The organism is Silicimonas algicola (assembly GCF_003148765.1).
In the GTDB taxonomy this organism is placed as follows: domain Bacteria; phylum Pseudomonadota; class Alphaproteobacteria; order Rhodobacterales; family Rhodobacteraceae; genus Silicimonas; species Silicimonas algicola.
Map to the genome: position 1 here is coordinate 34,590 of NZ_QGGV01000014.1, position 21,877 is coordinate 56,466.

20 protein-coding genes and 1 pseudogene are annotated in these 21,877 nt (G+C 59.3%); 17 read left to right on the top strand and 4 right to left on the bottom strand.

What is annotated here, in order from left to right:
- The first annotated feature begins 299 nt into the window (after nt 1-299).
- The 10 genes from C8D95_RS20650 (at nt 300) to C8D95_RS20695 (ending at nt 12,662) form a co-directional block, all read left to right on the top strand.
- A complete protein-coding gene (locus C8D95_RS20650; RefSeq protein ID WP_109761097.1) occupies nt 300-1,583 on the top strand; it encodes a glycosyltransferase family 4 protein in 1,284 nt (427 codons plus the stop codon).
- The gene (locus tag C8D95_RS20655) at nt 1,580-2,836 is read left to right on the top strand and encodes a glycosyltransferase (protein ID WP_126918511.1); all 1,257 of its coding nucleotides are present in this window, start codon (nt 1,580-1,582) and stop codon (nt 2,834-2,836) included. The genes C8D95_RS20650 and C8D95_RS20655 overlap by 4 nt, the downstream gene beginning before the upstream one ends.
- A gap of 349 nt (nt 2,837-3,185) precedes the next feature.
- The gene (locus tag C8D95_RS21830; RefSeq protein ID WP_146203018.1) at nt 3,186-3,557 is read left to right on the top strand and encodes a hypothetical protein; all 372 of its coding nucleotides are present in this window, start codon (nt 3,186-3,188) and stop codon (nt 3,555-3,557) included.
- Nucleotides 3,554-4,885 (top strand): glycosyltransferase family protein, encoded by a 1,332-nt coding sequence (locus C8D95_RS21835; protein ID WP_126918510.1) that lies wholly within the window; start codon nt 3,554-3,556, stop codon nt 4,883-4,885. The genes C8D95_RS21830 and C8D95_RS21835 overlap by 4 nt, the downstream gene beginning before the upstream one ends.
- A 78-nt stretch (nt 4,886-4,963) precedes the next feature.
- The gene (locus C8D95_RS20670; RefSeq protein ID WP_126918509.1) at nt 4,964-6,079 is read left to right on the top strand and encodes a glycosyltransferase family 4 protein; all 1,116 of its coding nucleotides are present in this window, start codon (nt 4,964-4,966) and stop codon (nt 6,077-6,079) included.
- Between the two features lie 301 nt (nt 6,080-6,380).
- Nucleotides 6,381-7,541, top strand: a complete 1,161-nt coding sequence (locus C8D95_RS20675; protein ID WP_109761102.1) for a glycosyltransferase family 4 protein — start codon at nt 6,381-6,383, stop codon at nt 7,539-7,541.
- Between the two features lie 10 nt (nt 7,542-7,551).
- Complete coding sequence (wzy, locus tag C8D95_RS20680) at nt 7,552-8,994, top strand: O-antigen polysaccharide polymerase Wzy (RefSeq protein WP_164721588.1); 1,443 nt, start codon at nt 7,552-7,554, stop codon at nt 8,992-8,994.
- Entirely contained in the window at nt 8,991-10,166 is a 1,176-nt protein-coding gene (locus tag C8D95_RS20685) for a glycosyltransferase (protein WP_109761104.1), read from the top strand. The genes wzy and C8D95_RS20685 overlap by 4 nt, the downstream gene beginning before the upstream one ends.
- 259 nt (nt 10,167-10,425) lie before the next feature.
- Nucleotides 10,426-10,845: a glycosyltransferase gene (locus C8D95_RS20690; protein WP_109761105.1), complete on the top strand. Its 420-nt coding sequence runs from the start codon at nt 10,426-10,428 to the stop codon at nt 10,843-10,845.
- 62 nt (nt 10,846-10,907) lie between these two features.
- The gene (locus C8D95_RS20695; protein ID WP_109761106.1) at nt 10,908-12,662 is read left to right on the top strand and encodes a carbamoyltransferase family protein; all 1,755 of its coding nucleotides are present in this window, start codon (nt 10,908-10,910) and stop codon (nt 12,660-12,662) included.
- A 15-nt stretch (nt 12,663-12,677) separates the two neighbouring features.
- On the opposite strand, the gene C8D95_RS20700 is transcribed toward C8D95_RS20695, so the two are convergent.
- Nucleotides 12,678-13,589: a tyrosine-type recombinase/integrase gene (locus C8D95_RS20700; protein ID WP_109761107.1), complete on the bottom strand. Its 912-nt coding sequence runs from the start codon at nt 13,587-13,589 to the stop codon at nt 12,678-12,680.
- A 465-nt stretch (nt 13,590-14,054) separates the two neighbouring features.
- Here C8D95_RS20700 and C8D95_RS22185 point away from each other — a divergent pair, with 465 nt between their 5' ends.
- The 4 genes from C8D95_RS22185 to C8D95_RS20720 all read left to right on the top strand — a co-directional run bounded on the left by C8D95_RS22185 (nt 14,055) and on the right by C8D95_RS20720 (nt 17,353).
- Entirely contained in the window at nt 14,055-14,780 is a 726-nt protein-coding gene (locus C8D95_RS22185) for a hypothetical protein (protein ID WP_164721586.1), read from the top strand.
- Nucleotides 14,777-15,391, top strand: coding sequence for a hypothetical protein (locus C8D95_RS22190; RefSeq protein WP_164721585.1), 615 nt, complete (start codon nt 14,777-14,779; stop codon nt 15,389-15,391). Before C8D95_RS22185 ends, C8D95_RS22190 begins: the two co-directional genes overlap by 4 nt.
- 118 nt (nt 15,392-15,509) lie before the next feature.
- Entirely contained in the window at nt 15,510-16,352 is an 843-nt protein-coding gene (locus C8D95_RS20715) for a glycosyltransferase family 2 protein (protein WP_109761109.1), read from the top strand.
- A 29-nt stretch (nt 16,353-16,381) separates the two neighbouring features.
- Complete coding sequence (locus C8D95_RS20720) at nt 16,382-17,353, top strand: UDP-glucuronic acid decarboxylase family protein (protein WP_109761110.1); 972 nt, start codon at nt 16,382-16,384, stop codon at nt 17,351-17,353.
- Between the two features lie 45 nt (nt 17,354-17,398).
- On the opposite strand, the pseudogene C8D95_RS23005 reads toward C8D95_RS20720, so the two are convergent.
- Nucleotides 17,399-17,650: pseudogene (locus C8D95_RS23005) on the bottom strand (tyrosine-type recombinase/integrase); the annotation flags it as partial.
- Nucleotides 17,651-17,792: 142 nt separating this feature from the next.
- On the opposite strand from C8D95_RS23005, the gene C8D95_RS20730 reads away from it, so the two are divergent.
- Both C8D95_RS20730 and C8D95_RS20735 read left to right on the top strand, forming a co-directional pair.
- Nucleotides 17,793-18,455, top strand: coding sequence for a sugar transferase (locus tag C8D95_RS20730; RefSeq protein WP_109761111.1), 663 nt, complete (start codon nt 17,793-17,795; stop codon nt 18,453-18,455).
- Nucleotides 18,456-18,485: 30 nt separating this feature from the next.
- Nucleotides 18,486-18,824 carry a hypothetical protein gene (locus C8D95_RS20735; RefSeq protein WP_109761112.1) on the top strand — a complete coding sequence of 113 codons (339 nt, stop codon included), beginning with the start codon at nt 18,486-18,488 and terminating at the stop codon, nt 18,822-18,824.
- Between the two features lie 71 nt (nt 18,825-18,895).
- Here C8D95_RS20735 and C8D95_RS20740 read toward each other — a convergent pair whose 3' ends face one another.
- Nucleotides 18,896-19,789 (bottom strand): tyrosine-type recombinase/integrase, encoded by an 894-nt coding sequence (locus tag C8D95_RS20740; protein WP_109761113.1) that lies wholly within the window; start codon nt 19,787-19,789, stop codon nt 18,896-18,898.
- Between the two features lie 427 nt (nt 19,790-20,216).
- Here C8D95_RS20740 and C8D95_RS21840 point away from each other — a divergent pair, with 427 nt between their 5' ends.
- The gene (locus C8D95_RS21840) at nt 20,217-20,633 is read left to right on the top strand and encodes a hypothetical protein (protein ID WP_126918506.1); all 417 of its coding nucleotides are present in this window, start codon (nt 20,217-20,219) and stop codon (nt 20,631-20,633) included.
- Here the strand turns inward: C8D95_RS21840 and C8D95_RS20755 are convergent.
- Complete coding sequence (locus C8D95_RS20755) at nt 20,630-21,544, bottom strand: LysR family transcriptional regulator (protein WP_109761115.1); 915 nt, start codon at nt 21,542-21,544, stop codon at nt 20,630-20,632. The genes C8D95_RS21840 and C8D95_RS20755 overlap by 4 nt on opposite strands.
- Nucleotides 21,545-21,877 lie beyond the last annotated feature (333 nt).

A 21,877-nucleotide genomic window follows, 5' to 3' on the forward strand; every position in this document is an offset into this window, starting at 1 on the left:
CGCAAAATCGGGGCAGTACCTCGCGCGACTGCCGGCGGTCACGCCAAGATCGCCGCCGCGGTCCGGTAGGCCCGGCGGTACTCCGTGGAGTACCTATTTTCGATCGGCGACGGCAGTAATGCGCGGCAACTTTCTGACTGGGCGTCATTCTTGCAAGGAAGCAGGCGCCGCGCCGCGGTCTGGTGGATTTTTCTGGAAGCGGGTTAGCCCTCTTTGTAGCGCTCCTGTTACCCTCGCTTGAGAAGTGCGATCCTGGTTGAGCGTCCTTGACGCTCTGTCAGCCTTTGGAATTAACATTAATGAAAACTCTCGTTGCGTTTCCGTCCACAGCCATTTTTGGGCAGGAGGCTGCGCGGGCCTTTGATGAAGTCGGAGGGCTTGAGGCATATTTCACGTCCTTTGCACATTGTCGATCCGGTCCACTGGCGCGAATTCTGCCCGTCGTCCCGCGGGGTAGAAGTATTTTGACCCAACTGGAGCGCCGAGCGATCACGGCCCTTCCGGACGACAAGATCGAAACGCGCCCGCTCCTGGAGATTCTCTATACCGCCGCCGCCAGCGGCGGCGCTCGGACCCGGACCGTTGACAGGATCTGGGACTACCTGTCCAAGGACTTCACTCGAGCCGCAGCTCGGCGGATCGCCCGCGGAGGGGTCGGGGCCGTCTATGCCTACGAGTACTCCGCGCTCGAAGCTTTTGAAGCGGCAGACCGGCTCGGCATTGCCAAAATTCTCGATTTTCCATCGTTGAACAGCCGACAGTTCGAGACACTGCAAAGGGCCCAAAAGGAAATCTATCCCGAGTTGCGCACCCCTGATGATGCCTACTTCGAGGCGCTGTTCGAAACGCGTCAGGCTCGTCGCGATGCCGAGATGCGCGCGGCTGACGTGATCATAACCAATTCGTCGCTCACTCGGGCTTCGCATATCGCCGGCGGTGCAGATCCTAAGAAGACCTTCGCTGTACCCTATGGCGCCCCAGCACCTCTGGAGGCGGTGACTGCCGCACCTGATCCGCACGGCCCGCTTCGCGTGATCTGGGCTGGCACATTTTCAATCCGCAAGGCAGCCCATCTGTTTGCCGAGGCTTGGCGCGGCAATATGGATCCCGCACATGCGCGAGCCGACATTTTTGGCGCGATCGGGCTGCCGGACCGCCTCTGGAAGCCGGCTCCCGAGGGGATGACTTTCCATGGATCGGTCGTGCGCCCGGTTCTGTTCGATGCTTTTCAAGCGTCGGACGTGCTGATGTTCCCGACACTCTCCGACGGGTTCGGAATGGTGGTGACCGAAGCCTTCGCTCGGGGCCTGCCGGTGATCACCACGGACCAGGCCGGGGCCTCGGACCTAGTGCGCCACGGCGTGAATGGGCTGATCATCGAGGCTGGCAATGCCCAAGCCATTGCAGACGCGCTGTGCTGGTGCTTGGATAATCGCACCGCCCTTGCCGGTATGCGCGAGGCCGCCCTCGAGACGGCTCGTGGGTGGCAATGGTCCGAATACCGATCCGCCCTCCGGGGGGCTGTAGCTGAAGGGCTGAGGCGGTGCGGACAAGAGACTGATCCACAGGATTGGCGAAATTGACGTTAGAGACCCGTGCTGTATCGGACTGTCGGAAGCGAGTTGTTATCGTCACTCCAGGTCAGCTCGGCTCGAACCCTCGTGTGGTGAAAGAAGCTGATACGCTACATATGTCAGGATACGATGTGGAGGTGATCGCTACCAAGTTGGCCGATTTCGTAGAGCCGCGGGATCAGTCCATTATGGCCGCCGCACCTTGGCGCCTGAAGCGGGTGACCTTTGACAACCGTTGGCTCTGGCGTTTGGGCCGTTCTTTGCAGATAGTGGCACGCTTGCTCAGAACTTTCACGCCGAGCAGGCGCCTCGATATGCTGGCGCTGAGTCCAATGTCACGGCATCTAGTCCGGGCGGCCTCTGCCAGATCAGCTGACCTCTTTATTGCACACTATCCCGCAGCGTTGCCGGCGGCCGCAGCTGCTGCCCGCCGCCACGGAACACAGTACGCCTACGACGCTGAGGACTTTCACTTGGGCGAATGGCCTGATGATCCGGCCTATGACACAGAACGTCGGTTGGTGCACGCCATCGAGGGCCGCTACCTGCCGAGCTGTGCCTATGTTACCGCCGCATCCCCGTTGATCGCTGAGGCGCTGGTGGAGACTTATGGAATTGAGCCGCCGCACGTGGTGCTTAACGTCTTTCCTCGCAGCCAGGCGCCGGCCGCGCCAACGACCCAAGGAAGCGCCGCACCCAGGCCTTCACTCTATTGGTTTTCGCAAACCATCGGACCAAACCGCGGCCTCGAATGCGCCGTACGCGCCATCGGTCTTTCCGCCTATCGGCCACATCTCTACCTGCGCGGTACGCCGGCCGTGGGCTACGTCGCACAGCTTGAAAAGATCGCGGGAGAAACTGGCGCTCAAGGCCGCGTCCATGTCCTCCCACCTGCCTCACCAGATCAGATGGAGAATCTCGCGGCGCATCACGATCTTGGTCTCGCCTCCGAGGTGCCGGTGAGCCGCAATCGGGAGGTCTGCCTGACCAACAAACTCTTCTCTTTCCTGCTGGCCGGCCTGCCACCGCTAATGTCGGCAACGCCCGCGCAGCGGCGCTTCGCGGCTGAATCGGGACTTGCCGACCTCGTCTATCCGGTCGACGATGCACCCGCCCTCGCGGCGCTGATCGACAGACTGCTTAGTGCTCCCGACGGCCTCGCATCACTGCGCGAGCAAATCTGGCGCCTCGGCCAGGAGCGCTACAACTGGGACGTTGAGCGCAACCTAATTCGATCTGCTATACAAGGCATTAAATGCTGAGACGATTTAAAAAGCTGCTTCTGCATGCACCATATAGGATCGGGCGAGCCCCAGCCAAGAACCGAATTGACGCATTTCAATCGACATTGCGCAGTCTTGCCCAAGGAAGCTACGATCCGAGAAGGATTTTAGATGGTGGGGCCAACGTTCGTGACGTTTCGAGGCTCGCCAAGCGACTGTCTTCTTCTGCCACCGCCCACATGACTGAACCGTAACCGGCATGTTGGCAAACTGTAACGAAATTCTTCGCACTTCCCGGCTAAGTATTCTATCCGGTCGCGCTGGGCGCGATGAATGGCGAAGCTTGCGTCCGGTAGTGGACCCACAGTGCACAACAACTGGAGCACATGTGGCACCTGAAAAACCGGAAAAAAGGACAGCACTGAGGACAGTGCCAGTGCGGAGTGCTGATACGCTTCTGAGCGGCACATTGAAGCGAGGCGATCGAGCGCTTCTGAATTTGGATCTTCAGGGCACGGAAACCGAGGCGCCCAATGCTCGGCAAACCGCCTTGATGGATATCGAAGTGATTCTGATTGAAGGCTCACTTTTTCCACAAGCCTACGGACCTTCATCAGATGTCATCGATTTCTTTGCATCGCGCAAATTCGGGTTGCACGCTGTGGCCTCTCTGTCGGTACCGCGGCGGGCCAATCGTGCGCATCAGGCAGACTGTCTGTCTGTCGCCGAGTGTAGCGAACTGAGGCAAGACACGGCATGAGGATGACGGACGAAGGCCGCTCGCGCAACGTGGCCATTGTCGCCCCGCACTTTCCGCCGAGCAACCTCGCGGGGGTGCATCGGGCGCGCTTACTCAGCCAGCACCTCGCTGAGTTCGGCTGGCGACCGATCATAGTGACAACACACTGGCGCCACTACGAAGAAGAGCTCGATTGGGGCTTGAACTCCCTCGTCGATCCAAAACTCGAGGTTATCCATACTCGAGCGGCGCCGACAAAACCGGTGCGCACCATTGGCGACATTGGAGTTCGGGCTCTGCCATGGCATCTCGCCGCCATCGAGAAACTACGTAGGGCCAACAGGCTAGACTTTCTCCTCATTACAGTGCCCTCGTTTTACTCCTCTGTTTTAGGTCAGCTTGCATATCGACGTATGCCATTACCGTTTGGCATTGATTATATCGATCCTTGGGTGCAAATGTGGCCGCCGGCTGAAGTGCGGTTCTCTAAGGCCTGGTTCTCATACAAACTCGGTGAGCGTTTAGAACCCTGGGCTGTAAAGAATGCCAGTCTAATTACAGGAGTAGCCTCAGGCTACTACCAGGGTGTCATCGAACGAAATCCGCAGCTTGAGACCACTGCAGTGCAGGCCGCGATGCCTTATGGATTTTCGAGTGCCGATTTCGTCGCGCCCAGTGTGTACTCCCAACGTCCGAAACTTTTCGACCCAGATGATGGGCACCTGCATCTTGTGTATGCTGGAGCTATGCTGCCAAAGGCATACAGCGTTCTCGAACGGCTGTTCGAAGGCCTGGCACTTCTTAAGCGAGAGAATCCGGAAGTTGCCAAAAGATTCAGACTGCACTTCATCGGCACGGGAAAATCGCCAAATGATCGCAATGGTTTCAACGTAGTACCAGTGGCGGAGCGGCTAGGAGTGAGCGGCCAAGTCCGAGAACACCCCAATAGGATCGGCTATCTCGACGTACTTGCCCATCTGACCAAGGCGTTCGGCATTCTTGTCCTTGGTTCCACCGAAGCTCACTATACTCCTTCCAAGGTCTATCAAGCAGTTCAGTCCCGACGCCCGGTATTTGCCATGCTCCACCACGCCAGCACGGCCGTGGATGTGCTTCGAGAAAGTCGCGCTGGCTTCGCCGTGACACACACCACAGATCGCCTACCGAGCATTGCCGAGGTGTCAGCGGCCTTGCAGCATTTCGCAGTCGGTTTTGACTATGACGCTGATCAAGTAGATTGGTCGGCCTTTGACGAGTTCTCGGCCCGCGAGAGCGCATCCAGATTGGGAAGGGCGATGGACTTGGCGTCGGCAAAATTTGATGAGCGCGTGAAGCGCCGTACGCAATGATTTCATGTACGCCTCCTTGCTTCAGCCCGCTATACATTTTGACTGTGCTGAGCTCATCTCCTATATATTGATATCGCAGTGAGGTTTCTGTTCTTCGCTGGAGGAAGTTATATTGGGGGCCTGGAAGTCGTGACGCTTTCACTAATGAAGGAGTTGCAGAATCAGGGGCATGAGTGCTTTTCTGTCATTAGTGGTTGGAATGATGGTAAATACTCTGCGAAATTGACCGAGGCGGGCATTCCGCATATGTGTATCAAACTTGGGCGCTTTTATTTGACAAAGCCAGTTTGGAATGCAGACGGATTTTTGCATTTTGCGGGGGCTGCTAGGCAGTTGCGGTCTGTGATTCGTAGGTTTTGCCCTGATGTTGTCGTTTTAACCAGCGTTGAGTTTGCGGTTACAGCTCTGCAAGTAATACCAAAGAGTGTTCCTGTGGTGTTGCACGTTCATGACGTGCCCAGCAGACACTGGTCCTCACTGATAGGGCGATATGTGCTTGCGAGGTCGCGTGGGATCATCACGGTATCAGACTTCATCCGAGATAAGGTCATCGCAGTCGCTGGTAGCAGGATTTCAGTGCGAACTGTCCACAATGGCGCGCCTTCACTCGAGTTCGTCGAGAAATCTGATTCCGCCAAGCTGCGGATCGGAATCATTGGACAGCTAATTGCGCGAAAGAAGCACGACGTACTGATTGACGCAGTCGGTTTGCTGTCGCCTCACGAGCGAGCTATGATTGAGGTACGCATTTTTGGTAACGACACAACTGAATACGCAGCTACGATTAGGGATATGATTCAAGTTAATAATCTTACGGAATATTTTAGATGGATGGGTTTCGTTGATTCCCGTGAAGAGATTTACGGAGATCTCGATCTCGTTGTAGCTCCTGCGATCGAGGAGCCCTTTGGAACGACGATTCTGGAGGCCGGTAGCTGTGGCTTGCCCGTAGTCGCAGCTCGATCAGGCGGATTTCCTGAAATGGCAATTGATGAGGAGACTGGTTTACTGATTGATCCACAAAGCCCAAGTAGCTTAGCGACTGCAATCTCTTCACTGCTAAATGTCAGTAAGAGATGCCGACTGGGAAATGCTGCGAAGCAGCATGTCCGGGAAAATTTTAGTCAATCATTGGCCGCAGCAAACTTTTCTAGAAGTGTTGCGTCATTTTTAAATAATAATGGCGCATCTTGAGGCTTGGTAATTCCTAGGCGATTGGAGTTTCTAGGTGACGCTTGATCGAATCTTTCAAAAATCGGACGCGTTTGGAAAGCACATGCTGTTTTTTATGGGTCTTGTATCTTCTGCAGGGGCGTGCTGCAAGTAGCGCGAGGCATTGCTGTAGCCAAGTGACCTTCCGCTCCACTCAGAATCAGTGTTTCATGACATACAGCTTAGAACCTAATATCTTGTGGAAGAGGAAAGGACATGTCCTGACAACCAATCTCTGGCAGGCGGGTCTTTATGCGTTTCTCGCGGGCATTCTCGATAAACCATGACCTTCGCCGTTGTGAGCTCGCATCCGATACAATACTATGCGCCCTTGTTTCGTGAGCTGGCTCGGCGGATTGATGTGCAGGTATTTTATCTTCACCAAGTGACCGCGCATGATCAGGCCGAAGCAGGGTTCGATCTTGGCTTCGAGTGGGATGTTGATTTGCTGTCTGGCTATGAAAGCAGCTTTCTGGAGAATGCTGCGATTCGTCCTGGCTTGCATCACTTCAGGGGTGTCAGCACGCCGGGCATCGCTGCAGCACTGAAGCAGGGTCGCTTCCGTGCTGTGCTGCTCACTGGCTGGCACCTATGGGGCTATGCGCAGGCGATAATGTCGGCGAAGCGCTTGGGCATTCCCGTCATGGTGCGCGGCGATAGCCAGTTGCAGACCAAACGTAGTTTCGCAAAAAGGGCCACCAAGGCAGTGGCCTATCCGGCTTTCTTGCGCACCTTCGATGCGGCGCTCTACGTTGGCACACGCTCGAAGGACTATTGGCGTCATTATCTTTATCCTGGAGAAAGGCTTTTCTTTTCGCCCCACTGTGTGGATAACGCCTGGTTCGCGGAGCGGTCGAGTGCCGAGGCAGGCACAACCTTGCGTCAGAAGCTAGGCATCGCACCACATACGAAGGTGTTGCTTTTCGCCGGCAAGCTGCAACCGTTCAAGCGGCCGCTTGACGTCATCGATGCCGGAGCTCTTCTGCGCCGGAACGGGCGAGATGTGCAATTGCTCGTTGCCGGTTCAGGCGAACTTGATGCGGCCATGTGGCAAAGAGCGGATGCCGCCGGCGTGCCTCTGCATATGCTGGGGTTCCAGAACCAGTCGGCCATGCCGGCTGCCTATGCTGCAGCAGACCTACTCGTGCTGCCATCCTCGTCAGAGACTTGGGGCCTTGTCGCCAACGAAGCGCTTGCCTGCGGCACACCAGTGGTGGTGTCGGATGCCTGCGGCTGCGCGCCGGACCTCGCAGCCGATGGCATCGCGGGGGCAACCTTTCCCACGGGCAATGTCCGGGCCTTGGCTGAGCGACTGTCGCAGTTGCTTGACCAGCCGCCGGATAATGCACAGATCGCTAAAAAGATCTCGCGATACTCCCTGTCGAATGCGGTCGACGGCATCGAGACAGCCTTTCAGGCAATCAGGCGAATGGCCCCTCAATGAGGATACCGGGATGACAACGCCTGCCCGCTCGCCATTACCGCCTGCCGTACTTCCCGTCGCAGTCGCAATCCTGCTGCTGTTCGGATTCGGGCCGAACCTGCCATTGGCGCTGTTAGCGGTTACTATATTGCTTGTCGGTAGCGCGCTTCTCTGGCGCCCCGGGGAATCCCCGATCCTTTTGTTGCTCTTTGGCTACCAGTGGCTTCAGGCCAGCGCACGGATTTTTCATGCTAATTTCAAAGGCGTTGATGTTGCCGATCTTTCATATGCAGGCGGGCAGGTGTCCTTGGCATCTACGCTCTCGCTTTTGGCCTTGCTGTCTCTCGCCGCCGGCCTTCGCGCTGGCGTCGGACGGTGGCGCGGGATTGACGGACAGTTGTGCCGCGAAATCGTGCTCTCGCGGAACACGAGGTCTTGGTTCCGGCTCTATTTATTGGGCGCAGCTGGTGCAGCGGCTGCGCTCTTCCTGGCGCGTTTCGTTCCGCCCCTCAGTCAACCATTGCTGGCCCTCGCGACAATGAAGTGGGCCTTTTTCTGGGTCCTGGCCTATGCCACGTTCGTCCGGCCCGACGCGGATAGAAGGTACCTCTTGGTGGCGTTCCTGTTTGAATTTTCCCTCGGATTGGGGAGCTATTTTTCCGACTTCAAGACGGTCTTTTTCATAACAATTTTGGCGATGGCGGCCGCGGGCATGAAGATCTCGGGAAGACGACTTGTTTCCCTCACGGCAGTGGCCCTGATCCTTGTATCGGTGACGGTTGTCTGGACCGCGGTAAAGGTAGAATACCGTTATTTCCTTAGCGCCGGAGAGCGAGCACAAGTCGTGACCGCTAACTATGGCGAAAGCATCACAACACTGGCGCAAATGGTTGCACGCCTTGATTCTAGGGATCTCGCTGATGCTGTTGAAGAGTCAATCAACCGAATAAGCTATGTGGACTTCTTCGCGGTCGTCCTCGACAGAGTACCGGCAGTAGTTCCGCATGAACATGGTGCGCTCTGGTTGGACGCGATCAGTCGACCTTTCATGCCTCGCATTTTGTTTCCGGAAAAGTCAGCAATCCATGACAGCGAACGGACCAATTACTACACGCGATTGAGCGTTTCGAGCTATGATGTCGGCACGTCGATCAGCATCGGCTATATCGCTGAAACCTACATCGACTTCGGTACCATCGGGATGATGGTGGTCATCTTCATTTATGGCCTGATACTGGGCCGGGTCTACAGATGGTTCGTGCGAGGGCCACGCACTCGAGGCCTACTTGGCATGGCTTTAATTAGCGCAATTCTTCTCGGTGCGATGGCTCTGGAGTCAAGCATAACAAAGGTTATCGGAGGGCTCATTGTGAGCATTCTGGTTGCATATCTGATCGCAAGATGGGTCGTTCCCTTGTGTCTTCCCTGGCTTCGAGCGGGTAAAGGGAAGTATCGCCTGACAGCGGCGGCGTGAGGATTCAGTATGTCGATTTTATTCGATTGATCGTGGATAGCCAAACCAAAATGATTTGCCGGCATGTCGTGGCTTCGGTCGATGAGGAGGCCTCTGGTCCAAGTTATTCCGTCGTTTCCCTGGCACAGGCGGTCAGCTCATTGGGCGCCGATAGCGTGGTCATGGCGATAGGTCGGCGCATGTCGGAACCGGGCCTTGAAATTTTTCAACAGGACTGGGCGTGGGTCCCCGGTGTCAAGCACCTGATGTATTCAACGTCCCTGATAAACGCTTTGGATCAGGCTGCGAGGAAAGGTGCCGTCATCCACGGGCACGGGCTTTGGCTGATGCCCAACATCCGTCCGGCACGGATTGCTGCCCGGCACGGCGTTCCCTTCCTGGTCTCACCACGCGGGATGCTTGGTCCCGAGGCGCTGGCCTTTTCCTCCCGCCGAAAGAAGGTCATGTGGGCGCTCGCGCAGCACAACGCCCTGGAATTGGCCGACTGCTTTCATGCAACAAGCGTCGCCGAGTATGAGGATATTCGAAGGATGTCCTTGCGCGCTCCGGTGGCCGTGATACCGAACGGAATCCATATCCCGGTCGGCGAGCCAAATCCGGCATACACGATCCTGTATCTGGGTCGACTACATCCGAAAAAAGGGATCGATCGTCTGATCGAGGCATGGGCGCGTCTCGCCATCGACTTTCCGGATTGGCGGCTTCGCATTGTGGGGCCGTCGGAGATCGGCTGTCGTGAAGCGCTTGAGGCGCAGGTGGTGCGTCTCGCAGTGCCGCGTGTCTGTTTTGAAGATGCGCTCCGTGGTGATGACAAATGGAGTGCCTATCGCGAAGCTGGACTGTTCGTCCTGCCGACATTGAACGAGAACTTCGGCATGGTTGTTGCCGAAGCTTTGGCGACAGGAACGCCTGTGATCTCGAGCAAAGGTGCACCGTGGTCGGGGCTTGTTGAGGAGCGCTGCGGCTGGTGGGTCGACCACGGCGTAGAGGCGCTTGAGGCAGCACTCCGCCGTGCCCTAGCGATCTCACCGGAGGAGCGCCTGGTTATGGGTCGGCGCGGCCGCGAATGGATGAAGCGCGAGTTTGGCTGGGAAAGTATAGCCGAACGGATGGCAGCAACCTATGCATGGTGCCTTGGCGAAGGAGAGCGCCCCGAATGTGTAGTGCAGTGACTAATTCGCAGAATACCGAGAAAACCACGCTGCACGGAAATCGACGATTCGCGAACAATCTGCCAGTGTCCTCTGTGTCCTGCCATGCAACCCTCACTCTAGCGCTTGCGGCTCCAGCCACTTCCCAAATTCGCTGCGACAGTAAGCCTGAGGTTCCATGTCTATCCCCGCGCGCATATTCCGATCCCTTGGAGCTTGATGTTCGGCAATTGCGTGAGGCAGATCGTGAAATCCCCTATTCCCTGGGAGCCATGAGGCTATGTCCGCGGAGGCGACAAGACCTCCCCATTCAAAGAGCGCCGATCCTGGCGAGGTGAAGTCCGATCTCTATAGTTCCGCCGACATTGTCGTCCTTCCCACTAAAGCCAAGTTCTTCGGCCTCGTGATCGCCGCGGCGCTCTCGCACGGCATATCGGTCGTCACCACCCGGAACGCTCCTCGCAGCGGCCTTAGCGACCATCGCTGTGGCCGGTGGCTCGACCTTGAGACCGAGGCGCTGGACCGGACTCTGGTTGAGGCGACCGCTCTCCAACGCTCCGCGTTACGCGATATGGGTGAGCGCGGTTGGTCATGGATGGAAAGTGATTTCGGCTGGCAGAGCGTCGACGAGAAGATAATGAGTAACTACGAGAGCGTCGCGTCCGGCAGCGCTCCGCCGGACGCCAGACGGTTAGACTGAGTCACATTAGAGGCGTCGCGTAACAAGCGCTTCAACCAACCTTCGTCATTCGAGGTTTCGATATGTCCGCAATTCTTGGCCTGAATTCCTTCCATGCAGATTCTGCGGCGTGCCTCGTCGTCGATGGAAAGCTTGTTGGCGCTGTTGCCGAAGAACGGCTGGGGTCTCGGGAGAAGCACAGTCCGGCCTTTCCCGAAAATGCGGTTCGTTGGCTGCTGACCGACAACGGGCTCAAGCTTTCCGACGTGACCCATATCGCTCTACCCCGTGATACGAAGGCGAACCGGGGAGCAAAGATACGTTACGTGATGAAGCACCCAGTCACCGGTGGGCGCGCCGCGCTGGAACACGTTTCGCGTTCGAAAAAGACGCAATCCATGCTCGATCAGCTTGCACAGGTCTGTGATGAGGACCCGTCGCTGGCCACTTTCAAAACAGTACCAGTCGAACATCATCTAGCCCACATCGCTTCTTCGTATTACTGCTCCCCCTTCGATGGACTTACCGCTGGGTTCTCCTACGACGCATCCGGGGACTTTGCTTCGGCGATGGCGGCCCGCTGTGAGGGACCTAGAATTGACGTCCTCGATCGCGTCACGCTCCCAGACAGCTTGGGCTTCTTCTACACTGCTCTTTGTCAGTTCATCGGCTTCGATGAATTCGGGGAAGAATATAAGGTCATGGGGCTTGCCCCCTATGGTGAAGACGTCCACCGCGAACTGATGCGCAAGCTCGTCAAGCTGCCCGAAAATGGCTGGTTTAGGCTAGCGAAAGGCGCCTTCGGGATGCACGAGGGCGGCGAGTCAGGTTCAAAGGACGACCGAGAACATATCGTGATGGGACGTCTCTGGCGCGATGTCGTTCGAAAATCCTTGGGCGCGCCGGCGGCACGCGGCACCCTAACCCAGCGTGAAAAGGATATCGCTCGTTCGGTGCAGGTCAGATTCGAGGAAGCGGCCGTGCACTGCCTCAATCGTCTTCACGGAATGGTCGAAACGGAACAACTCGTGATGGCCGGTGGCTGTGCGCTCAACGGCGTTGCTAATGCGCGGATCCTGCGTGAAACGCAGTTCACGTCTCCCTACTTGCAGGCCGCGTCATCGGACGACGGCACGTGCGTAGGTGCCGCATTCTGGGCTTGGCACAACGTCATTGGGTCGACCGAGCGTTTCCATATGGAGCACGCCTTCTGGGGACCCGAATACAGTGACGCTCGCCATCGCAGTGCCGTCGAGAAGACCGGTCTGCCGGTGAAAGAATATTCCGCGGACGCGCCGCTTGTGGAGCGCGTCGCCCAGTTGATTGCCGATGGACAGGTGGTCGGATGGTACCAGGGGCGGAGCGAATGGGGGCCCCGAGCACTCGGGAACCGGTCCATCCTCGCGAACCCGGCCATCACTACAATGAAGGACATCATCAACGCGAAGATCAAGCGGCGCGAGAGCTTCCGTCCCTTTGCGCCAAGCGTTCTGCGTGAGGATGTGGCCACCTACTTCGAGCAGGACATCTACTCACCCTTCATGATGCATGTCGTGAAACTCAGACCGGAATGGCGCGAACGTCTGCCTGCCATCACACATGTCGATGGAACAGGAAGGCTGCAGAGCGTCGACCCGACTTCCAATGCGCTCTACCATCTCTTGATTGGCGCCGTTAAGTCCCGAACAGGGGTCGGCATGGTTCTGAATACGTCGTTCAATGAAAACGAACCCATCGTGGATACGCCAGAGCAGGCCGTGGATTGCTTCTTGAGGACCGACATGGACGCAATCTGCGTTGGTCGCTATGTAGTTGTGAAGGCTGAATTAAAGGATTGACTGAAACTCAACGAGTCACGCCCAGACGTTGTGCTCCGCCAGTTCAAGATAGCGCGCGAGCACGTTCACCGATTTCCATCCGCCAGCGCGCATGATGGCGGCCGTGTCGAAGCCTCGCGTGAGCAGATCCTGTGCCGCCCCCACCCGCAGAGAGTGACCGCTGAACTCCCCCACCACGGCTGCATCGAGCCCGGCGCGTTCGGCGGCCTGTTTCACGAGCCTCTTGACGGTCGTCGTGCTGAGGTCTCGGTTGACGGGCTTGCCCTGGTAAACTGGACAGAACAGCCAGTCGATGTCCTGCCCGCGCAAATCAAGCCACTCCCGCATCAGGTCGGCAGTCCGATGGGAGGTGAAGGCAATGCGCCCTGCGCCGAAGGGGTCTGCCTTGCTCCGACGAATGAGGACGCGGAGGGTGCCGTCCGACCTCTCGTCGAGGTCGTCGTTTCTGAGAGCTACCAGTTCCGACCTGCGGGTGAGAAGCTCATAGCCCAGCGACAGCATGGCGCGGTTGCGCAGACCGCGGGGCGTGTCGGGCTGGATTTCGAGGAAGCGGTCGAGGTAGTCGCGGGTAAGGCCCTTCGCCTGTTTCGGACGAATGGCCTTGCCCCTGCGGACGCGCCTGAGGGAGAGGTTGATGTCCTCGTCATGTGTCGGATCGGGCAGTCGCAGCAGGCGATGCACCTTGCGGATGGCGTAAAGGCGTCGCCGCACGGTCGAGGGCGCCTTCGTCCGTCCCTGGTCCTCGAGGAACCGGCAGACGGTGTCGACTTCTGCGGGAAAGGGGAACATGGCTCGATCGTTGCACCAGGTTTCGAAAGCCTCGACATCCGCGTGATAGCTGCGCATGGTGGACGGAGCGTAGGCGCCCTCGAGGCGTCGGAATTCGGAGCGCCAGTCGACAAAAGGGTGGATAGGTCGGCGTTGCATAAATTGCACCTTAAGTGCAAATATGGCTCGGCGCAATGGTAGTTGTCCAGCAACTTAGATCTGCGCGCGCAGTTCTTAGATGGTCGATACAGGACCTATCAAGCGCGTCAACTGTCTCGGTTCGTACGATCAAGACGATCGAAGCGCGTGACGGACCACCTCAATGCAGACCAGGCACAGTCAAAAAGCTTGTCTCCGCCTTCGAGTCCGCCGGCATCGACTTCATCGGCACCCCGGAGGACCGCCCCGGTATCCGCATCAGACATCCCGGCCAGCGAACGTAAACGGTCCTGATCCCTGCCCCGGCATGGTAAGTGTGTCACGGGCGCAAGGGGATTGATCGACGGACGCAGGCAATCAAGATGCTGGGCTTGATTGCGCGCGTCCCACAACGTACGTCGGATAATTGCCTCGCTCGGTGGCCGTGGCGGCGGAAGGAGGCAGGGACAATGATGGAGATGCCCCATGTCCAGAGACCTGACCTCGCCCAGCCCGGAGCGGTTCGGCATGACCAGCTTTGCAGACCTCCTGCCTGCGCGAGACCCGATCCTCGGTGAGGACCCGGGCTCCTTTCGGGACTTCCACCGGGGCATGATGCAGTCGCTCACACCCTTCACACCCTATGAATGCGTCGTCGCAGAGAACCTCGTCGCCATCGAGTGGGAGCTTCTGCAGCACCGCCGCATGCGCGACGCCAACTTCCGCCGGGTGATCCACACGTCCGTCAGCGACGCCGTGCTGGCGCGTGAAGAGGCCAGGCACGAGGCGGCCCTGGACGAGGCCTGGGACAAGTTCATCGCGGAGGGAGGGGACGAGGACGCCTGGAAGGCCCCCTTCGAGTTCGACAAGGCGGCGGCGCTCAAGATGGCAGAGGGCCTCGCCGCACGGACGGTGTCGCAGGATCCCGACCTCCAGGCGGAGGCCTATGCCGAGGTCGTCGCACTCGGTCTGCACCCGGTCGAACTCATGAGCGCGGCCTATCTCGCGTGGCCCGCGCCGGCGTCGAAGCACGACGACAAGATCCAGTCCCTCGAGCGGCGCCGCCGCGAGGTGAAGCGGGACTACGACGCTCTTCAGAAAGCCCGGCCCGTCGACGTGAAGGCCATCGAGGCGGAGGTTGTCGAGGCGGAGGTGGTCGAGGCGGAGGTGGTCGAGGCGGAGGTCGTCGAGGCGGAGGTCGTCGGGGGATGACGTCCGACGAGATCGCGGCCCGCAACCGCGCCAACGCGGGGCGCAGCACCGGCCCCAGGACGGCCCCCGGCAAGGCGATGGTGGCGTCCAATGCCCTGCGCCACGGCGCGACGGCACGCCCCGATCCCGGCAGCGTCGCCGGCTGGCTGGCCATCATCCTCGACAGTCCGCACATCACGCCGGGCGACCTGCTGCCGGCGGACGAATGCGGCGTGAGGGCGCTCGCCCTGGCCCAGGCGGAGGCGCACCTCGTCGCTGCAGAACGGGCCCTTCAGGCGTTCGAAACGGGGGCGGCAAAGCCCGGCGAGTGTACGAAGGACCTGCGGGAGACGGCGGACTTGATCATGGACGAGCTGCTCGAGTTCGTCGGGACCAGGCGGGAGGTCCGCCCGGACCTGTCGATCCTGCGGCGCATCGCCCGCGTCGAGACCGAAGAGACAATGTCCGGTGGCGAGCGGCACCGTCTTCTGAGGCGCTATCTCCGGGAGGCGCGCACAGGGCGCCGGCACGCCTTTGAAGCCTGGGCCGCGGGGCGTGCAGACAACGCCGATGCGGCCTCCCTCGCCCCTCGAAGGCCCGATTTCCCGAAACAAAGCCAAATTTCAACTTAAGGTTGTAGCTTGTGCAGAGGGTTAGGTCGTAACACATTGATAATTCTCATATCTTCAGCTCCATTCCGCGCCCCGCCGCGACGTATGCCCGGCGTGGCAAGCCTCTCGGGTCCGGCAAATGCCCGATAACGCTGTCCCTCGCATCCCCTGCACGGTCGTCATCCCGGCCAGGAACGAGGCCGCGGCCCTGCCCGAGGTGCTCTCCCGCCTCTCCCGCTTCGCCGAGGTCGTCGTGCTCGACAGCCAGTCGGAAGACGCGACGGCAGAGGTCGCGGAGGCGCATGGCGCCCGCGTGCTGCAGTTTGCCTGGGACGGGCGCTACCCCAAGAAACGGAACTGGTTCCTGCTTACTCATCCGCCCGCGACGCCCTGGGTCCTCTTCCTCGACGCCGACGAATTCGTTGACGCAGCCTTCGTCGAGGCGCTGGCCCGCGCCATCCGACGGGACGACGTCGTCGGTTACTGGCTCACCTATAGCAACAGCTTTCTCGGCCGCCCGCTTCGCCACGGCGTGCCGCAGCGCAAGCTTGCGCTGTTCCGCGTCGGCGCGGGGCTCTACGAGAGGATCGAGGAGGAGGCCTGGAGCGGCCTCGACATGGAGATCCACGAGCATCCCATCCTCGAGGGGCGCACGGCCGAGATCACCGTGCCGATCGAGCATCGCGACGACCGCGGGCTCGCGCAGTTTCTCCGCAAGCACATCGATTACGCCGCCTGGGAAGCGAAGCGCACGGCGGCGCTCGCCGGCGATCCCCTCGCTTGGGAGGCGCTCACCGGGCGGCAGCGGTTCAAGTATCGCCACATTGGTGCGGGGTGGTACGCAATGTTCTATTTTGTCTATACCTACGTGGTGAAGCTGGGGGTGCTGGACGGCCGTGCCGGCTACCACTATGCCACTTACAAGGCGTGGTATTTCCGAACGATACGGCTCCTCCTCCGAGAGCAGTCGCGCACGAAATAATGTTCCAGAACTGCAAGGAGTGATCCCGCTTGGCACGCCTCTATGACAGCCGCAAACGTATCCTGGTCACCGGCGGCGCCGGCTTCCTGGGCTCCCACCTGATCGACCGGCTGCTCGAGCAGGGCCACGAGGTGCTCTGCGCCGACAACCTCTTTACCGGGACCAAGCGCAACATCGATCACCTGCACAGCCATCCGCGCTTCGAGTTCCTGCGCCACGATGTGACCTTCCCGCTCTACGTCGAGGTCGACGAGATCTACAACCTCGCCTGCCCGGCCTCGCCGGTGCACTACCAGCATGATCCGGTGGCCACGACGAAGACCTCGGTGCACGGCGCGATCAACATGCTCGGTCTGGCGAAGCGCCTGAAGTGCCGCATCTTCCAGGCCTCGACCAGCGAGGTCTACGGTGATCCGAGCGTGCATCCGCAGCCGGAGAGCTACTGGGGCAACGTCAACCCCATCGGGCCGCGCTCCTGCTATGACGAGGGCAAGCGCTGCGCGGAGACGCTCTTCTTCGACTATCACCGCCAGCACCGTCTACAGATCAAGGTGGCGCGGATCTTCAACACCTACGGGCCTCGCATGCATCACGCCGACGGCCGCGTGGTGTCGAACTTCATCGTGCAGGCGCTGCGCGGCGATCCCATTACAATCTACGGCGAAGGGCAGCAGACGCGGTCCTTCTGCTTCGTCGACGACCTCGTCGAGGGCTTTGTCCGCTTGATGGAGAGCGAGGACGACGTCACCGGGCCGGTGAACCTCGGCAACCCGGGGGAGTTCACGATCCGCGAGCTTGCGGAGAAGGTGCTCTCCAAGACGGGATCGCGGTCCAGGCTGATCCACGAGGCCCTTCCGGAAGACGACCCGAAACAGCGCCAGCCGGATATTTCTGTGGCGAAGGAGAAGCTGTGCTGGCAGCCCTCCGTCGCTCTGGACGAAGGTCTCGACCGGACCATCGACTATTTCAGGAAACTGCTGCCTGAACTCGCCGCTGCGTGACAGGTTCACGCCTCGCTTCCAGACGATGCGCTCCGCCGCCTCGAGATAGCGGCTGAGCACGGCGACCGATTTCCAGCCCCCTGCTCTCATGATCGCGGCCGTGTCATGCCCCGCCGTGAGAAGGTCTTGTGCCGCGCCGACCCGCATCGAATGGCTGCTCAGATCCAGGACGGCAGAGGCATCGGACCCAGCGGCCCTGCGCCCTGTGTCCATTACTGAAGTTTGGGTTGCGCGCGAGCCTGCGCCAGAGACGATCATAGACGAAGAAGTTGCCCTGGGAACGGACTTGGTGCTCATTCATCGGACTTCGAATCGTCCATTTCAGATCGCCGCGGAAAAATGCCCTGTCAAGGCTAGTGTCACTCGACAAACGGTGTTACCGCATATCCAACGGTGGTTGATCAGTCGACAAATTCATTTTCGTTGAGGGCTGCCCGCCATGTATTCCCGTGATTTCGACAAGAATCCTATTCTGGTTGTCGCCGCCGAACGCCAGTCCGGCATTAAGCTTGAGCGAGTACTCAGCAAACGCGCATTCGACTTGATCCTTTGCCCTTTCGGACTGGTTCTCACAGCCTTTGTCGGCATCCTCCTTTTTCTTCTCAATCCGCTCTTCAATCCGGGTCCGCTGCTTTATTCGCAGCATCGAATGGGGCTTTATGGCGACCGGTTCACCATGTTGAAGTTTCGGACGATGCTGCCGGAGGAGGTCGTCACGAACGCGCGTCCAGCCACTGCTCCGCTGGAAGTCGAGCGAATCACGCCTCTTGGGCGGATCCTCCGACGATTCCGATTGGATGAGTTGCCGAACTTCGTAAACGTCTGGCGCGGAGAAATGAGCGTTGTTGGTCCCCGGCCTGACGCCTGGGAGCACTCCCATCTGTTCTGGCAGACGGTCCCTCGATACAGCGAACGATTCCGCGTCCGCCCCGGCATCACGGGGCTGGCACAGGTCCAGGGCGGTTATGCAGACAGCGCCAATGCGATCCGCCGAAAGGCCAGGTTCGACAGCTATTACGTCCGGCGCGCCAGCTTCGCTCTCGAGGCCTTCATCATCTGGCGCACTGTGGTGATCTTCTTCAGCGGCTTCGGCGCCCGGTAGCGGCGCATCCACATGTAATTGGGGGATGACATGTCTATTCACAGGATCCGCTCCGTCGCTTCGGCTTTCGGTATCGTGATGTTCGGGGTAACCGCGGGGCACGCGCAGCCGGTGCAAGAGTGTCAGGCGGTCGTCGAGCTTCAGGTCCAGCGGTCAACCGCACTGTCCGACCTTTTGGCCGACCTGACGGCCCAACTCGAGACCGCGCCGGAAAGCGAGAGGCGGAGTATCGAGCAGAAGATCAGGCATGTCGAGACGCGCATACATCTTCTCGACGTGTCTTATCGCAGGCTAAACGGGCCCCAGCTGAACAACAAGAAGTGCGAAGCAATAGAGGCATTTATCTTGCGCCACAGCAGCGTTTCGTGAACCACGCGCGTCAGAGATCAAGGTGGCGCGGATCACCTGACCTCTCCGCTGCCTCAATGACATTTGTCCCCTCAGTTCCAGACGTTGTGTTCTGCCGCTTCCAGATACCGGCTAAGCACGGCGACCGATTTCCAGCCCCCTGCCCTCATGATTGCGGCCGTGTCATGCCCTGCAGTGAGCAAATCCTGCGCGGCGCCCACCCGCATCGAGTGACCGCTCAAGTCTCGGACAAAAGTTGCGTCATAGCCCGCGGCCTTTGCAGACGATTTCACGATGTCCCGAATGGTCGAGGTTCCGAGCGGTCGCGCGATAGGCTTGCCGGCGTATATCGGACAGAACAGCCAGGAGATGTGCGCTCCGCGACAGGAAAGCCAGGCGTCCACTCGTTCGCGTGTACTGACTGAAGTGAATGCGAGCCGACCTTGACCGAACTGGTCCGCCTTGCTCCTCGGTATCAAAACCCTAAGCGTCCCATCTTCGCGCCAGGTCACGTCTTCGAGCCTGAGCGCCGCCAATTCAGAGCGCCGGGTCAGGAGCTCATAGCCGAGGGAGAGCAGCGCCGCGTTACGTAGACCGACTGGGGTCTCGGGCTGAGTCCTCAGAATTCGGTCGAGGACGTCTCGTGTGAGCGCAAGGGCCTGCTTCGGACGTGCGTTCTTGGCTCGACGGACGCGACGCAAGGCCAGCAAGACCTCTTCATCCAATGTAGGGTCGGGAAGGCGCATCAGACGGTGCGCCTTTCTTATCGAGTACAGCCGCCGCTGCACCGTCGACATTGAGCGACCGAGTGCCTGCGCTTCGAGGAAGGCACTGACTGTGTCGGCCGTGGCTGGAAGGACGTTCCTGCCCTCCTCCGCGCACCAAGCCGCGAAGATGTCGACATCACTATAGTAGGATTTCATGGTGGCTGGTGAGTAGGCTCCTTCCAAGCGCAGGAACTCTGAACGCCATTCTAACGTGTTCATGTGGGCTAGCCTTTACTAAACGGTACCATATGGTATATATGGTATCATATGGAGTAGGTCAAGCATGACTGGACTGCAGTTTCGAGTGGCTCGATTGGCTTTGCGGCTCAGCGTTGTTGAGTTGGCGAAGGCAAGTTCCTTGGGCACCAGCACGATCAAGCGGATTGAAATGACGGATGGGAAGCCGTCAGCCACAGCCGCAAACGTGATCAGGCTGCGTGAGACCCTTGAGGGTTTCGGTATCGAGTTCATCGAGGCGGCTGACGGCGCACCGGGGATAGTAGTCCGGCTCGAGAGCTCAGGAATCGCTAAGGCGGGACGAACTGTAGGTGACGATTAGCACTGCACCTTGCGTTGAACAGCTTGAGACGCCGTGAGTACCGTAATGCACCTTCATCTGCGTTTTATGCACTGGGCGAGTGCAAAGATGTCACGCGACATCCCGCGTACTGCGCTTCATTCTTCCTATAGCGGTGTTCCTTCCAGTCTTGGTGAATGGGCTCCAGAACACCAGCAACGACGTAGCAGGGAAGATGAAATGTCCATCGCAATTGATACTTTCCAGAACAGGTCCATGCGGATGTCTATGGTCCTGAATGTGGTATTGGCCCTTGGCATCGTCGCGCTCCTGCCAATGCCCCAAGCCAAGGGCTCAGGCGCGCGCGTGTGCGCCGACAACCCGGGGAACGTGACCGCGCTGGAGGTCGCCCAGGTGGGCAAGATGCGCGAACGCGCAGCAAGCAAGGTCGAAGGTCCCGCCCGGGTCATACGCAAGGCCGCGCTGGTGTCGACGGGCGGCACGACCACGCCGATAGTCCGCTCGGTCCGCTGCTTGCGAAACTAGGCTTTCACCAGATCACCGTGGCGCTCGCCAAGTGCACGGCAGACGTGCTCGAGAAAGCTGGCCGCGGCGACGGGCAGCGTGCGCCCCTTGAGGTACCCGATCGACAGACGGCCTTCGGCCACATCCCGAGGGTCGAGCGGCCGATAGACCATGCCCGGGGGCGGCTTTGCCGGCAGGCTGATCGGGATGTGGAAGGTCAAGACGTCCTCATATTCCGAAAGGCCGCGCAGGAACTCGAAGCTGTCAGCCTCGACCACGGGCTTGAGCCCGTAGATCGAGGTCATGTGTGTCCGGTCCATCAGGAACCGGACGCCATAACTGGGTTCCGGCAGCGCAACGTGGTACTCTGAACATTCGCCCAGCCGGATCGTGTTTTTCGCCGCGAGCGGATGCTGCTCGCGCATCAGGCACCAGACCGGCTGACCCACTGTGAGTTCGTTCTGGAACACGCTGAGGTTCATCGGCTCCAGGACAACCGCAATGTCTGCGGAATGGTCCTGCAAGCTGCTTTCCGCCATCCCTCTGTCGCGCAGACGCACGCTGAAGGTCACGTCGGGGTGCGCCGTTCTGAAGGTCGCGATCTGCTCCGGCAGAAAATGCGGCAGCAAGGCTTGGCTGCAGGCGATCGATACATGACCACTCCGCAATCCGGACAAGTTGTCAATTTGCGAGATCAGGTAGTCATGCTGCGAAAGCTGGTTGCGCATGTGTCGGATGATCAATTCGCCTGAGGAGGAAAGTCTCAACCCCTTGGGCAGGCGCTCGAAAATCTGCACACCGAAATCTGCTTCCATCGCAAGCAGTCGTCGGTTCAGCGCGGTCGGGCTGATGTTAAGTATCTCGGCAGCCTTCCGGATCGAACCGACCCGGGCAATAACGACGATGTCCTTGAACGGATCGAGGTGTCGCATGCAGTCCTTTCTAGACACTCAATGGGTTCTACACTGTTCATTCATCCCCGTCCCGAACTCCTATGTCTTGGGGCTCTCCGACCCCTGAAGCGCGAATTTCTTTGCGGCTGCGCATGATTGTCCCCCGGAACAGAGCAATCCTGTTGTTTGACTGGTCTCAGCGTCTCCTGAGCGGCAGCGCAGGATGGTCGACGCGCTGAAACCCGCCTTCATGAATTGGAGGCCGGGATATCGACAGTTGCCAAAGCCGCTCGTGCCGAAGCGGACCATACGGCCTCGATGATTGGCGCCAAGACTGGCCGCGCGGCCTATCAGCACCGAACCACTGGGTGG

Bases quoted from the DNA above. Each gene is read 5' to 3' on its own strand.
- C8D95_RS20650 (WP_109761097.1), top strand. From the start codon at position 300: ATGAAAACTCTCGTTGCGTTTCCGTCCACAGCCATTTTTGGGCAGGAG.
- C8D95_RS21835 (WP_126918510.1), top strand. From the start codon at position 3,554: ATGAGGATGACGGACGAAGGCCGCTCGCGCAACGTGGCCATTGTCGCC.
- C8D95_RS20675 (WP_109761102.1), top strand. From the start codon at position 6,381: ATGACCTTCGCCGTTGTGAGCTCGCATCCGATACAATACTATGCGCCC.
- wzy (WP_164721588.1), top strand. From the start codon at position 7,552: ATGACAACGCCTGCCCGCTCGCCATTACCGCCTGCCGTACTTCCCGTC.
- C8D95_RS20690 (WP_109761105.1), top strand. From the start codon at position 10,426: ATGTCCGCGGAGGCGACAAGACCTCCCCATTCAAAGAGCGCCGATCCT.
- C8D95_RS20695 (WP_109761106.1), top strand. From the start codon at position 10,908: ATGTCCGCAATTCTTGGCCTGAATTCCTTCCATGCAGATTCTGCGGCG.
- C8D95_RS20700 (WP_109761107.1), bottom strand. From the start codon at position 13,589: ATGCAACGCCGACCTATCCACCCTTTTGTCGACTGGCGCTCCGAATTC.
- C8D95_RS22185 (WP_164721586.1), top strand. From the start codon at position 14,055: ATGTCCAGAGACCTGACCTCGCCCAGCCCGGAGCGGTTCGGCATGACC.
- C8D95_RS22190 (WP_164721585.1), top strand. From the start codon at position 14,777: ATGACGTCCGACGAGATCGCGGCCCGCAACCGCGCCAACGCGGGGCGC.
- C8D95_RS20715 (WP_109761109.1), top strand. From the start codon at position 15,510: ATGCCCGATAACGCTGTCCCTCGCATCCCCTGCACGGTCGTCATCCCG.
- C8D95_RS20730 (WP_109761111.1), top strand. From the start codon at position 17,793: ATGTATTCCCGTGATTTCGACAAGAATCCTATTCTGGTTGTCGCCGCC.
- C8D95_RS20735 (WP_109761112.1), top strand. From the start codon at position 18,486: ATGTCTATTCACAGGATCCGCTCCGTCGCTTCGGCTTTCGGTATCGTG.
- C8D95_RS20740 (WP_109761113.1), bottom strand. From the start codon at position 19,789: ATGAACACGTTAGAATGGCGTTCAGAGTTCCTGCGCTTGGAAGGAGCC.
- C8D95_RS21840 (WP_126918506.1), top strand. From the start codon at position 20,217: ATGTCACGCGACATCCCGCGTACTGCGCTTCATTCTTCCTATAGCGGT.
- C8D95_RS20755 (WP_109761115.1), bottom strand. From the start codon at position 21,544: ATGCGACACCTCGATCCGTTCAAGGACATCGTCGTTATTGCCCGGGTC.